The sequence below is a fragment of the Meridianimarinicoccus marinus genome, from assembly GCF_040689105.1.
GTDB lineage: Bacteria > Pseudomonadota > Alphaproteobacteria > Rhodobacterales > Rhodobacteraceae > Meridianimarinicoccus > Meridianimarinicoccus marinus.
On the sequence record NZ_JBFBVU010000048.1, the window covers coordinates 1 to 12,940 of the forward strand.

General features: G+C 61.4%; 11 protein-coding genes and 2 pseudogenes. 11 read left to right on the forward strand and 2 right to left on the reverse strand.

The features are described from left to right. Both AB0T83_RS19265 and AB0T83_RS19270 read right to left on the reverse strand, forming a co-directional pair. The coding region (locus tag AB0T83_RS19265; protein WP_366194839.1) for an IS110 family transposase at nt 1-327 on the reverse strand (327 nt) is incomplete at its 3' end. Between the two features lie 88 nt (nt 328-415). Then, a complete protein-coding gene (locus tag AB0T83_RS19270) occupies nt 416-1,306 on the reverse strand; it encodes a LysR substrate-binding domain-containing protein (RefSeq protein ID WP_366194840.1) in 891 nt (296 codons plus the stop codon). Between the two features lie 116 nt (nt 1,307-1,422). Here AB0T83_RS19270 and AB0T83_RS19275 point away from each other — a divergent pair, with 116 nt between their 5' ends. From AB0T83_RS19275 to AB0T83_RS19325, 11 genes and pseudogenes are all read left to right on the forward strand, one after another. After that, nucleotides 1,423-2,835: an FAD-binding oxidoreductase gene (locus tag AB0T83_RS19275; RefSeq protein WP_366194848.1), complete on the forward strand. Its 1,413-nt coding sequence runs from the start codon at nt 1,423-1,425 to the stop codon at nt 2,833-2,835. Nucleotides 2,836-2,898: 63 nt separating this feature from the next. Then, on the forward strand, nt 2,899-4,464 hold the full coding sequence (gene glpD / locus AB0T83_RS19280; protein WP_366194841.1) for a glycerol-3-phosphate dehydrogenase: 1,566 nt from the start codon (nt 2,899-2,901) through the stop codon (nt 4,462-4,464). Continuing rightward, nucleotides 4,461-5,552, forward strand: coding sequence for an ABC transporter ATP-binding protein (locus tag AB0T83_RS19285; protein WP_366194842.1), 1,092 nt, complete (start codon nt 4,461-4,463; stop codon nt 5,550-5,552). Before glpD ends, AB0T83_RS19285 begins: the two co-directional genes overlap by 4 nt. A gap of 7 nt (nt 5,553-5,559) precedes the next feature. Next, nucleotides 5,560-6,660, forward strand: coding sequence for an ABC transporter ATP-binding protein (locus AB0T83_RS19290; protein ID WP_366194843.1), 1,101 nt, complete (start codon nt 5,560-5,562; stop codon nt 6,658-6,660). After that, entirely contained in the window at nt 6,657-7,520 is an 864-nt protein-coding gene (locus AB0T83_RS19295; protein WP_366194844.1) for a carbohydrate ABC transporter permease, read from the forward strand. The genes AB0T83_RS19290 and AB0T83_RS19295 overlap by 4 nt, the downstream gene beginning before the upstream one ends. 116 nt (nt 7,521-7,636) lie before the next feature. Beyond that, nucleotides 7,637-8,422 carry a carbohydrate ABC transporter permease gene (locus tag AB0T83_RS19300; protein ID WP_435891198.1) on the forward strand — a complete coding sequence of 262 codons (786 nt, stop codon included), beginning with the start codon at nt 7,637-7,639 and terminating at the stop codon, nt 8,420-8,422. Nucleotides 8,423-8,437: 15 nt separating this feature from the next. Further along, on the forward strand, nt 8,438-8,713 hold the full coding sequence (locus AB0T83_RS19305) for a DUF2160 domain-containing protein (RefSeq protein WP_366194845.1): 276 nt from the start codon (nt 8,438-8,440) through the stop codon (nt 8,711-8,713). 36 nt (nt 8,714-8,749) lie between these two features. Continuing rightward, a complete protein-coding gene (locus tag AB0T83_RS19310; RefSeq protein ID WP_366194846.1) occupies nt 8,750-10,471 on the forward strand; it encodes an ABC transporter substrate-binding protein in 1,722 nt (573 codons plus the stop codon). Between the two features lie 59 nt (nt 10,472-10,530). Continuing rightward, complete coding sequence (locus AB0T83_RS19315) at nt 10,531-12,021, forward strand: FGGY-family carbohydrate kinase (protein ID WP_366194847.1); 1,491 nt, start codon at nt 10,531-10,533, stop codon at nt 12,019-12,021. A gap of 76 nt (nt 12,022-12,097) precedes the next feature. Further along, a pseudogene (locus tag AB0T83_RS19320) lies at nt 12,098-12,322 on the forward strand (integrase core domain-containing protein); the annotation flags it as partial. Between the two features lie 198 nt (nt 12,323-12,520). After that, nucleotides 12,521-12,940: pseudogene (locus AB0T83_RS19325) on the forward strand (IS21 family transposase); the annotation flags it as partial.

Genomic DNA, 12,940 nt, shown 5'->3' on the forward strand with positions numbered 1-12,940 from the left:
GAACCGCATCGTCGGGCGCATGGCTGCCTCCGCGATGGCTTCAGCATCCGCGCGGTCGTTCTTCTGACGCTTCACGACCGGTTTTACGCAGGCTGCCGGGACGAGCCGAACCTCATGGCCGTGCTCCTGCGCCACGCGGCCCCAGTGATGTGACGTGGCGCAGGCGTCCATCGCGACCACGCAAGCCGGGTGCCCGGCCAGAAGCGTCGTCAGACGTGTCCGTGACAAAACCCGATTGTATAAAACCGCCCCATCCGCTCCGACCGCGCAAACCTGAAAGCTGCCCTTCGCCAAATCGATCGCCAGCATGTTGATCGTAGTCGTCACTGGTGTGCCTTCCACTTGGTTCCCATGGAACCATCATGGATACGAGATGCCGCTGGGTGGGGGCATCCACCGCATCAGTTCACAATATTCAAGCTAGACCACTTCGGTGAGACTGATCATCAATGTCAAAGCACTTCAAAAGCTCTTGCAGCATCTTTGATTTGGACCGGCTCTTCAGGCAGATCGCATGGTTCACGCCGAACACTCGAATGCCTTTCAGCCGCACGATTTCCAACTGATCATTGGGCTCCAACTCATGTACTGACACGGCGGCCAGCCCCATACCGGCCATCGCAGCGGCAATCGCTCCGCTTCTGCGGCCAATCTCGACCATGCGTTTGGGAAGGAAGCCATGCTGATGGGCCTTTTCCAACAGCAACTCGCGGGTTTCTGATCCCGGCTCGCGGATCAACAGTGTTTCCCTGGCGAACTCCTGGCGCGAGAGTTCCAGCGGTTTGCCTTTCAGGTAATCCTTGTGTCCGACCAGGACAATTTCCGGTTTTGCGATCGGAACAGCCAGACAATCCTCGTGGTTCGCCGCCCCCCCCAGAATGCCCAGATCGGACTCACATTCCAGAACGGACTTCAGAACCTCCTCGGAATTTCCGAATTTCAGATGGCATGTGATGTTGGGGTAGCGCGCGTTGAATGTCTGCGACAACCGGATGTTCATTACCGGCGATGTGGCGATGAGGCGGACCTCTCCGGTGGACAGATCGCCTGAATCCTTCAACAGGTCGTAGGCATCCCGTTCCAGCGTGAACAAGGGGCGGGTCATTTCAAGCAGCCTTGCGCCCAAAGGAGTCAAACCCTTGATTTTACCTCGGCTTCTGATGATCAACTCGGCGCTGTAGGATTTTTCAAGCTGCGAAACCTGCATGGTCAGGGTCGGCTGGGTGCGCCCCAGTTCTTCGGCAGCCCGTACGAAGCTCTGGTGCCGCGCGACGGCGTCGAATGCTTTCAGTTCGGCATGGCTCATGTGACCAACATATAAATATTCTCTATACATACAAGGTTAAATATCGATTTTCCAGATATCTCTTGTGCCGCCATTGTTAGCGAAACCACGACTTGGAGGAGCCCTTGGTGAATATCATGGACAACGCAGCCCTTGACCTTATGTCCGAGCTGAAAGCCCTTGTGGGCAAGCCGGATCAAATTGACGCAACCGATGCCGGTATTGCCGACCACGCCTATGACTGGTGGCCTGTGGCCGCGAAATGGCGCCTGAACGGCAAGATGCCCTGTCGCCCGGATGCGGTTGTCTATCCCGCCAACGTGGAGGAAGTCGCCCGCATCCTGTCCTGGGCCAACGAAAAGCGCGTGCCGGTCACGCCCTGGGGCCTTGGATCTTCGGTGACCGGTCAGCCGCTTACTGAATACGGCGGTGTCACGATCGATCTCAGCCGGATGAACAAGATCATCAAGGTCGACGAGCAGAACCTGATCGTCCGCACCGAGGCCGGTGTCATGGGCGGCGATCTGGAAGATCACCTGCGCGAAATGGGCTACACGCTCAACCATTCGCCGCAATCGCTGTATCGGTCCACCGTGGGCGGTTGGTTTGCCACCCGCGCCACCGGGCAACTGTCGAGCCGCTATGGCGGGATCGAGGACCTGGCCTATTCCTTCACTGCAGTTCTGGCCGATGGCACCGTCTTCGAAACAGTGGACCTGCCACGCATGGCCGTTGGGCCGGACCTGCGCCATCTGATGATCGGGTCCGAAGGCACGATGGGGATCATCACCGAGGTTGCGCTGAAGATCTTCCCTTTGCCCGAGGCCCGGTTCCACGAGACGATCAAGTTCCCGTCGGTCGCCGCCGGCAAGGACGCGATGCGCGCGATCATGGCGGCCAATCTGCGCCCGGCCCTGCTGCGCTTCTACGACACCGCCGAGGCGCGCCACGCGATGCAGGACAAGGCCTTCCCCTGCCCGGTGATGTTTGTCGGCAGCGAAGGCATGGAAGGCCCCGCCCGGGCCGAGATGGACGCGATCCTGACGGTCTGCGCCGGTCTGGGTGGCGCGCCGATCGGGCCCGAGGGAACCGAAGGCTGGATCAAGCGGCGCTATGACTTCTCGACTATCGAGGGCTACGTGATGCGCCCCGAAGGCGTTGCCGAGACCATCGAGATCTCGAACAACTGGGAACGGATCATGGATACCTACGAGGTGATGACCGAACGCCTGGCCCCGATGGCCGACGAGGTGCTGGGTCATTTCAGCCATGTCTACACCACCGGTGTGTCGCTGTACGTGATCCTTCTGGGCGAAGCCGAAGATGGCCCCGCCGCGGAAGAGCGGATCAAGAGGATCTGGCAGGTCGCGATGGAGGCTTCGCTGGAGACCGGCGCGTCGATTTCGCATCACCACGGCGCCGGTCTGGCACGGACACCCTATGTCGAACGGTCGCTGGGTGTCGGCGTTGGCGTCATGCAGCGGGTCAAGGATGCGCTGGACCCCAACAACGTCCTCAATCCGGGAAAACTGGGCCTTCGCCGTCCGTAAGGACAAGGCCGGTGTGCGCCGAGGAGGGCGCGCACCAACCGCATTTATCAAGGGAGGAGAGCCGTGTCTCATCACAGAGGCATTCAGGACAGCTATGACCTGCTGGTCATCGGCGGCGGCATCAATGGTGCCGGAATCGCCGTCGACGCAGCCGGGCGCGGTCTGAAGGTGGCGTTGCTGGAGAGCGTCGATTTCGCCTCCGGCACCTCGTCGCGGTCGTCGAAGCTGATCCATGGTGGCCTGCGCTACCTCGAATATTACGACTTCCGTCTGGTGCGTGAATCGCTGTCCGAACGCGAGCGCCTGATGAAGAAGGCCGCCCATATCGCGTGGCCCCTGAGGTTCGTGATGCCGGTGGTCCCCGGCACAAAACCCTCCTGGCTTGTCCGCATCGGTCTGTTTCTCTACGACCATCTTGCCCCGCGCGCGACGCTGAAGGGCACCGAGACCGTGCGCCTGTCGGAACAACCCGGGCGCATGGGCTTTGCCGAAGGTTATGACAAGGCCTTCATCTACTCCGACTGCTGGGTCGATGATGCGCGTCTGGTGGTTGCCAATCTGCAAGGCGCCGCAGCCGAGGGCGCGGACATCCTTGCCCGCACGGCCTTCGAGACCGCCGAGCGGACCAACAATGGGTGGCGCGTCACCGCGCGTGACGAGGAGTCCGGCACTGCGTTTACCCTGCACGCCGACATCATCGTCAACGCCGCTGGTCCCTGGGCGGTCCCCATTGCAAGATCGGTGCCCGGCGTCAGCACCGACTACAGCGCCAAGCTTGTGCGCGGCAGCCACATCATCCTGCCGCGCCTGTACGACGGCGACAACGCGACGATGCTTCAGGTGGGGGACGGGCGCATTGTGGTCACGATGCCCTACGAAACCGACTACACGCTGGTCGGCACCACCGATCACGACCATGACGACGATCCGCGTCGGGTAGGGATCACCGTGGACGAACGCGACTACTTGCTTGGTGTCGCCAACAAGTTCTTCGCACGCCAGTCGACAGTAGACGACATCGCCTGGACCTATGCCGGTGTCCGGCCGCTGTTCGAAGAAGGCAAATCGCGCGACAGCAATCCGACCACAGTCACGCGGGACTACTCCTTCAAGCTGGATCGCGGCGCGGATGGCAAGGGCGCGCCTTTCCTGACGGTCCTTGGTGGCAAGCTGACCACCTACCGCAGGTTGGCCGACCATGTGGTGCGCGATCTCAAGCCGTTTCTGCCGTCCGATGTCGGGCCTGGCAAGACCGGCGAAAGCATCCTGCCCGGCGCCGACATCGGGTCGGCAGGGCCGGTTGCCTTTGCCGAAACGCTGCGCGGCCCATACCCGTGGCTGCCCGACGACCTGCGCCAGCGTCTTGCCCGGACTTACGGGTCTTGCGTGCACGATCTGCTCGCAGGTTTGCGCAGCCTGCAAGATCTCGGCCCCTGTTTCGGGGGCGACCTGTATCGCGCCGAGGTGGATTACCTGATCCGCGCCGAATGGGTCGCCAGCGCCGAGGATGTGCTGTGGCGACGCACCAAATGTGGCCTGCGCCTTCCGACCGAAAGCTTCCCGGCATTGGCCGATTACATCGCACAGGCCCGGTCGGGCCCGGCGCAGAAAAAGGAGTCCGTGTCGTGAGTGTTGTTGCTGACCAGATATCCCTGACCGTCGACGGAGAAGACTGGCTCTATCCGTTCGACCTGACCCTTGAGCCCGGCAGTTTCACAACCGTGATCGGGGCCACGCGGGCGGGCAAGACCTCGCTGCTGCGGGTTCTGGCCGGGCTGGCCACCCCCACAAGCGGTCGTCTGGTCGTCGACGGCCGGGATGTGACCGGCCTGAACGTGCGCAAGCGGTCGGTCGGCATGGTCTACCAGGAATTCGTCAACTATCCGGGCAAGACGGTGTTTGAAAACATCGCCGCGCCGCTGCGCAATGCGAAGGAGAGCGCAGACGCGATCCGCAAACGTGTGGGAGAGGTGGCCGAGATCGTCGGCATCACCGAGCTTCTTGAGCGGTTCCCGCTGGAGCTTTCGGGCGGCCAGCAGCAGCGCGTCGCCATCGCCCGCACCATTGCGCGCAAACGTGCGCTGGTGCTTCTGGACGAACCGCTGGTCAATCTTGATTACAAGCTGCGCGAACACCTGCGCGGCGAGTTCCGGCGCATCTTTGCCGACAGCGACACCATCGCGGTCTATTCCAGTTCCGAACCGCAGGAAGCCCTGATCCTGAACGGAGACGCGCTTGTTCTGAGCGAAGGGCGCGTCATCCAGCATGGACCGGCGGTCGAAGTCTACGCCCGTCCCGAAAGCGTGACCGCCGCACGCCAGGTCAGCGATCCGCCGATGTCGATCATCCCGGCCCGCATGTCCGTAAATGGTACCCGGCAATGGCTGGTTCATGGCGAGCCGATCGGCGCCGAACCGGCGCATACCGCAGATCTGGCCGAAGGTGACTATCAGCTGGGCATCTACCCGCACCAGCTGTCGACCGACCGCTCGCGCCCCGGCGTTCACACGGTTGTCGATTTCGTCGAGGTTTCTGGATCGAACTCGTTCATCTACGCGCGGGCCGGCGATGCCATGCTCGCCATCAAGGAAAAGGGCGTGCACGAGCACCGCCTTGGCGACGCCGTTCAGGTGAATTTCGATACGGCCCACATGCTGGTTTTCGATCGCAACGGCACGCTTGTGGCCTGCCCCGGAAAGGAGGCCTCAAATGACTGAAATCCAGATGAAAAACCTTCGTCACAGCTACTATCCGAACCCAAAGACAGAGGATGATTACGCGCTGAAAAGCGTCGATCTGACCTGGGAAGAGGGATTGGCCTACGCTTTGCTCGGTCCCTCGGGGTCTGGCAAGACGACGATGCTGAACATCCTGTCGGGGCTCCTCACGGCCTCGGAAGGACAAGTCCTGTTTGACGGGCGCGACGTGACGCGACTTGACGCGCGCGACCGAAATATCGCGCAGGTGTTCCAGTTTCCGGTGATCTACGAAACCATGACGGTGGGCGAAAACCTCGCCTTTCCGCTCAAGACCCGCAAGGTTCCCGCCGCGCAGATCAAGGACCGGGTCGGTTTCATTGCCGAGGAACTCGGGCTCACCGCATTGCTTGGACGCAAGGCGCGCGGGCTGTCCGCCGAACAGAAACAGCGGATCTCCCTGGGGCGCGGGCTGGTCCGCGAGGATGTGGCCGCGATCTTGCTGGACGAGCCTTTGACGGTCATCGATCCGGCCGAGAAAATGGCGCTCAGACGCACGCTGAAGTCGGTTCAACTGCATCTGGGCGTCAAGCTGATCTACGTCACCCATGACCAGCACGAGGCCATGACGCTGGCCGACCGTGTCGTCGTCATGGATGACGGCGAGGTGGTGCAGGTCGGATCACCCGAAGAGCTGTTCGAAAACCCGGCACACAAGTTTGTGGGCTATTTCATCGGCACGCCGGGGATGAATTTCGTCGATTGCGCGCTTGACGGCAGCGATCTTGTGGTCGGCAACGCCCGGTTCGCGTTGAACGGCGCGGTGCAAACCCTCGCCGGGACATCCAAACCCCTGTCCTTTGGCATCCGCCCGGACTTCCTGTCCCTGTCCGAAGCGCGTCCGGGGCGAACCATTCCGGGTACAGTCACGCGGGTCGAGAACCATGGCGACGAACAGATTATCGCCGTCGATGTCGGCGGGGCCCAGATGCTGGCGCGGGTCGAAGACCACGTGCGGGCCCGGGCCGGTGAAAACGTGCATCTGAACCCCGATCCGCAGGCAATGCGCGTGTTCGCCGGTCAACGCGTCGTTGATCTTCCCAGAAACACCTTCGGAGATTTGACATGAGCGAGATCAACAACCGCGCCTGGTTCCTCGTCCTGCCCGTCCTGGTGATTGTCGCCTTCAACGCGATCATCCCGATGATGACCATGGTGAATTATTCGGTGCAGGACATCTTTGGTCCCGACAACCGCTATTTTGTCGGCCTCGAATGGTACAAGGAGCTGCTTGGCGATGTCGAACTGCGCAATGCCTTGCGCCGCCAGGTCACATTTTCGTCGCTGGTCCTGCTGATTCAGGTGCCCCTGGGTATCCTGATTGCCTTGACCCTGCCCCAGAAGGGCAAATCGGTCGCCTTCTGCCTGATCATCCTTGGCCTGCCCCTGCTGATGCCGTGGAACGTGGTTGGCGTGATGTGGCAGATCTTTGCCCGTGCCGACATCGGCTTGGGCGGGGCGGCGATTGCGGCACTGGGCATCGACTTCAACTATTCACGCGATGTCCTGGACGCCTGGTTCACCATCGTCGTGATGGATGTCTGGCACTGGACCTCTTTGATCGTGCTGCTGGCCTATTCCGGACTGCGCGCCATCGATCCGGCCTTCTACCGGGCCGCACAGATCGACGGTGCCTCTCGCTGGCAGGTCTTTCGCTTCGTCGAACTACCCAAACTGGCCGGCGTGCTGACCATCGGCATCATGCTGCGCCTGATGGACAGTCTGATGATCTATTCCGAGCTTGTCGTCCTCACCGGCGGTGGTCCCGGCAGCTCGACCAGCTTCCTCAGCCAGACCCTTGTGAAGAAGGCCATCGGCCAGTTTGACCTCGGCCCGGCGGCCAGCTTCTCGATCATCTACTTCATGATCATCGTGACGCTCTGCTTCGTCTTCTTCCGCTCCATCACCCGCGCACAGGAGGGCGAATAATGGCCGATGTGACTGTCAATCCCAAAGCCGATGCAACACCCCCAGACTCCATCGCCTTGAAACAGGAAGGGAGCGCCATGTTGCGCGCCCGGGCCAACCGCAAACCGCTGGTGAAGATGGCAATCCTGACGCTGTTCTTCGTCTTCCTGCTGGCGCCGATCTACTGGCTGGTTGTCATGTCCTTCAAGACCGACACCGAGATCGTCACCAAGTTCACCTTGTGGCCGCAGGAATTCACGCTGGCCAACTACAAGACGATCTTCACCACGCACAGCTGGTGGTCGAGCTATATCAATTCGGCCCTCTACGTCACGCTGAACACGATCATCTCGCTGGCGGTCGCACTGCCCGCTGCCTATGCCTTCAGCCGCTACCGGTTCCTGGGCGACAAGCATCTGTTCTTCTGGCTGCTCACCAACCGGATGACGCCGCCCGCCGTCTTCGTGCTGCCGTATTTCCAGTTCTATTCGGCCTTCGGTCTGATCGACACCCATATTGCGGTGGCCATCGCCCATTGCGTCTTCAACGTGCCGCTGGCGGTCTGGATCCTGGAAGGGTTCCTGAAGGGCGTGCCCAAAAGCATCGACGAAACCGCCTATATCGACGGCTATTCGTTCCCGCGCTTCTTCACGACCATCCTTGTGCCGCTCATTCGTTCGGGGATCGGGGTCACCGCCTTCTTCTGCTTCATGTTCAGCTGGGTCGAGCTGATCCTGGCCCGCACCCTGACCACATCCGATGCCAAACCCATCGTTGCCGTGATGACCCGTGTCTATTCGGGCGCCGGGATCGAATGGGGCCTGATCGCCGCTGCCGGGGTTCTGACACTCGTGCCCGGCATCCTGGTCATCTGGTTTGTCCGCAACCACATCGCCCGCGGCTTCGCCATGGGCCGGGTCTGAGAAGGAGAACTTACAATGCTTGACTGGATGGCATGGACCCCGCCGACGGCAATCTTCTTCACCGTGATCGCAGCCCTTCTGGTGGTCATGAGCGTGCTGGAACAACTGCGCCCCACGGTGGCGCGACAAGGGTTCCTTCATATCACCACGACGCGCGGAGAACGCCTGTTCATCGCGCTTCTGACCACCGGCTGGATCAACATCCTGTGGATCGCTTTCACCGACCAAAGCCAATGGCTCGCGCTTGGGCTCGGGCTGGTGGTCTCGGCGCTCATCATGGCGCGGGGATAACGACAAGAACTGCAACCCAAAGGGGAGGACCCACCAATGAGGATCAAGACAAGACTGCTGATGACCGGCGCAATGGGCGTCACGATATGTGCCCACACGGCGCTTGCCGACATGGATGCCGCCAATCGCTGGGTGATGGAGGAATTCGACGACTCGACGCTGAGCCAGGCGGACCAGCTGGCCGAAATGCAGTGGTTCGTCGATGCGGCCGCCGACCTGCAGGGCGTCTCGATCAACGTGCTGTCGGACGGCATCCCGGTGCACAAGTACGACGCCGAAGTGCTGGCCAAGGCCTTTGCCGAGATCACCGGGATTGACGTCACCCACGAAGTGGTGGACGAAGCCGGGGTGGTCGAGCGCATCCAGACCCAGATGCAATCGGGCGAAAATATCTATGACGCCTATATCAACGACAGCGACCTGATCGGTACGCACTTCCGCAACTCGGCGGTTCTGAACCTGTCGGACTACATGGCGGGTGCGGGCGCGGCCTATACCAATCCGATGCTCGACCTGGAGGACTTCATCGGCATCGACTTCGTCAAGGACGTGGATGGCGACATCTATCAGCTGCCCGCGCAACAGTTCGCCAACCTTTACTGGTTCCGCGCCGACTGGTTCGAGCGCGAAGACCTGCGGGCACAGTTCAACGACCTCTACGGCTACGACCTGGGCGTCCCGGTGAACTGGTCCGCTTATGAGGACATCGCCGACTTCTTTACCAATCAGGTCAAGGAAATCGACGGCGTCAAGGTCTACGGCCACATGGACTATGGCAAGAAGGACTCCTCGCTTGGCTGGCGGTTCACGGATGCCTGGCTGTCCATGGCGGGGGCCGGTGACGTGGGTCTCCCCAACGGGGTGCCGGTCGACGAATGGGGCATCCGCGTGGATGGCTGCCACCCGGTTGGCGCCAGCGTCAGCCGTGGCGGGGCCACTAACGGTCCGGCAGCGGTCTACGGCCTGCAGAAATACATCGACTGGATGGCGGATTACGCGCCGCCCGAAGCCCAGGCGATGAATTTCTATGAAGCCGGCACCGTGCCGAACCAGGGCCAGATCGCGCAGCAGATCTTCTGGTACACTGTGTTTGCCGAAAGTGCGGCCCAGCCCGGCGTTCCGGTTGCCGACGAAGCCGGTCTGCCGAAATGGCGTATGGCGCCGTCACCGGCCGGTGCATACTGGGACGAAGGCATGAAGCTGGGTTATCAGGACGTGGCCGCCTTCACGATCATGAACACGGCTTCGGATCAGGGCAAGGCCGCGGCATGGCTGTATTCGCAGTTCGTGACCGCGAAAACAGTGTCGCTGGAACGGACCCTGCATGGCTTCACGCCGATCCGCGAAAGCGACATCAACAGTGACGTGATGACCGAATGGGCACCGAAACTGGGTGGCCTGGTCGAGTTCTACCGGTCGCCTGCGCGTGTTGCCTGGACACCGACCGGCACCAATGTGCCGGACTATCCCAAGCTGGCGCAGCTGTGGTGGGAAAACGTTGCCGCCGCTGTCACCGGCGAGATGACCGCGCAGCAGGCCATGGATCGTCTGGCCAGCCAGATGGACCGGGTGTTGCAGCGCCTGGAACGCGCCGGCATGGACCGCTGCGCACCCAAGCTGAACGAAGAACGTGATGCAGAGTACTGGCTCAGCCAGCCCGGGTCGCCCAAGGCCCCGCTCGAGAATGAAAAGCCGCAGGGCGAAACTGTTCCCTACGCGCAGCTTCTTCAGGCCTGGGCAGAAGGCCGCGTGAAGTAACCTGACAATCGAGGGGGCGCATCTTGCGCCCTCTCACACTGGACTTGAGGGAGGACAACATGGCCGACTATGTCGCGGCGATCGACTGTGGAACCACCGGTGCAAAGGCGGTCATCTTTGACACCGAGGGCAATTGGCACGGGACGGCCTACAAGGAGTATCCCTGCGCCTTTCCCGCCCCCAACCGTGTCGAACAGGACGCCGAACAGCTCTTTGAAGCCTGCGTCGAGGTTCTGGCCATCGCCGTGCGGGAAAGCGGCGTGGACCTGTCGGCGATCAAGGCGCTGTCGTTTTCAACCCAACGCTGCACCGTGATCCCGGTTGACGAAGACTGCAGGCCATTGCGTGCCGCGATTTCGTGGCAGGACAATCGCTCGGACGCGCAATGCGCTGCAATCCGGGAGGCCATCGGCGACAAGGACTTCTACCAGACTACAGGCCTGCCGATTGCCAATGTCTGGACTTTGCCGTCGATCATGTGGATCCGGGATGAAGAGCCCGAGGTCTATGCGCGGACCCACAAGTTCATGAACCCGCACGGCTTCCTGATGAAGAGATTTGGCGCCGAAAACTTCGTCGAAGACCGATCGAACGCATCGCTGCACGGGCTTGTCTCGGTGGCCGAAGGGGAATGGAATGACGATTTCATCGCCCGGACCGGGGTGGACAGAACCAAGCTGCCGGATCTGATCGACTCGGGAACGGTTGCCGGCACGCTGGCCCCGGACATCAGCCGGCGCACCGGGCTCTCTGCCGGCACATTGCTGGTGGCCGGTGGCGGTGATCAGCAATGTGCCGGCATCGGTGCCGGTGTCATCAGTCCCGGATTGGGGTCGGTGACGCTGGGCACTGCGGGTGTCGTGATCTGCTCGTTCGACACCCCGCCCTTTGATCCCAACGGCGCCATCCCGGCCGAGATGCACTGCTACCCGGGCAAGTACATTTGCGAGGGCCTGCAAAGCACCGCCGGCGCCGCCCTGAAATGGCTGCGCAACATGGCCCAGGGCGCCACACAAGGCGCCGAGGTCGAATACAGTCTGTTCAATGAAATGGCCGCAAAGGTCCGCCCGGGCGCGGAGGGTCTGCTGTTTCTCCCCTATCTGGCTGGCGCCGGTGCGCCGCAATGGAATGGCGCGGCCACGGGCACTTTTCACGGGCTCACCCAGGGCCATGATCTGGGCGCTTTGGCCCGCGCGGTCATGGAGGGCGTGGCCTTCCAGAACGCCTTGATCCTGAGAGAGTTCGAGAAAACCGGCCGCGACTTGACAGAAATCCGCTTGACGGGCGGTGGCGCCCAATCGCCCCTGTGGTCGCAGATCCAGGCAGACATCTATGGCCGCCCGGTCCGGCGCCTGAAAGAAGACGAAGCAGGCCTTTTGGGGGCCGCGATCCTGGCGGCAGTCGGCGCAGACCTCTTCAAGTCTATCGACGATGGAGTCGCACACATGGTGAATACGCTTGAAACCTACGTGCCCGATGCAAGTCTTCAGGCCGTTTATTCAGAGGCTCTCCTCCGATTCTCACAACTCTATCAGAAGCTCCACGCATGACCCCTACAAGGGCATTGGTGACATGACCCGAAGCAAAAATCAGTGTCCGCAGGCGGGGGTCTTTCGGTTCATCCCCGCGCGGCCGGGAAAGCCGACGGACAACGCCTACATCGAAGCATTAAACAGCAAACTTCGCTCCGAATGCCTGAACACACATTGGTTCATGGGCCTTCAAGATACGGCCGAAAAGTTGGAGGCTTGGCGTAGAGACTACAACGAGGAAAGACCGCACAGCGCCATTGGGAACAACGTCCCAGCGGCGCTGATGAAATTGCCGGACGCATCCAGCCCGTTTGTGTGATCAAAGGGCGGAAAATCTAGCCCCAAGCGGGGACTGTGAATCCCGGAGACAAACTGGTCCACGGAATCGGTCAGATGATCTGACCGTCGCGGAGTAATATACCGCCATTCTGACGCCTGAGGCGAACGAGCTGAGGGCGGGGAGATGTATTCTGTGGAGCTATACAGCCGGGTGCGGCGTGCGTGTCATGTCGATGGAATGAGTGAGCGCGGCGCAGCTCGGCATTTCGGGATCGACCGCAAGACCGTATCAAAGATCCTGAAGCACTCGGTGCCGCCGGGATACCGGCGGGAGTGCGCGCCGGTCCGTCCGAAGCTCGACCCATTCGTTGCGATCATCGATCAGATCCTCCGGGACGACATGAGCCGGATCAAGAAGCAGCGCCATACCGCCAAACGCATCCATGAGCGCCTGCGCGATGAACATGGCTTCACCGGCGGGATCTCCATCGTCACGGATTACGTGCGGGAGAAGAGACGCCGGACACGGGAAGTGTTCGTCCCGTTGTCTCATGCACCGGGCCATGCACAGGTGGACTTTGGACTGGCCTGCTGCCGGTTTCGTGGACACCGAGATAAGGTGTTTATGAAACTGGAGAATCTACATGACAAGAAGGAT

Excerpts from the sequence above, each read along its gene's own strand:
- AB0T83_RS19270 (WP_366194840.1), bottom strand. The coding sequence starts at position 1,306 with ATGAGCCATGCCGAACTGAAAGCATTCGACGCCGTCGCGCGGCACCAG.
- AB0T83_RS19275 (WP_366194848.1), top strand. The coding sequence starts at position 1,423 with ATGGACAACGCAGCCCTTGACCTTATGTCCGAGCTGAAAGCCCTTGTG.
- AB0T83_RS19290 (WP_366194843.1), top strand. The coding sequence starts at position 5,560 with ATGAAAAACCTTCGTCACAGCTACTATCCGAACCCAAAGACAGAGGAT.
- AB0T83_RS19295 (WP_366194844.1), top strand. The coding sequence starts at position 6,657 with ATGAGCGAGATCAACAACCGCGCCTGGTTCCTCGTCCTGCCCGTCCTG.
- AB0T83_RS19300 (WP_435891198.1), top strand. The coding sequence starts at position 7,637 with ATGGCAATCCTGACGCTGTTCTTCGTCTTCCTGCTGGCGCCGATCTAC.
- AB0T83_RS19305 (WP_366194845.1), top strand. The coding sequence starts at position 8,438 with ATGCTTGACTGGATGGCATGGACCCCGCCGACGGCAATCTTCTTCACC.
- AB0T83_RS19310 (WP_366194846.1), top strand. The coding sequence starts at position 8,750 with ATGAGGATCAAGACAAGACTGCTGATGACCGGCGCAATGGGCGTCACG.
- AB0T83_RS19315 (WP_366194847.1), top strand. The coding sequence starts at position 10,531 with ATGGCCGACTATGTCGCGGCGATCGACTGTGGAACCACCGGTGCAAAG.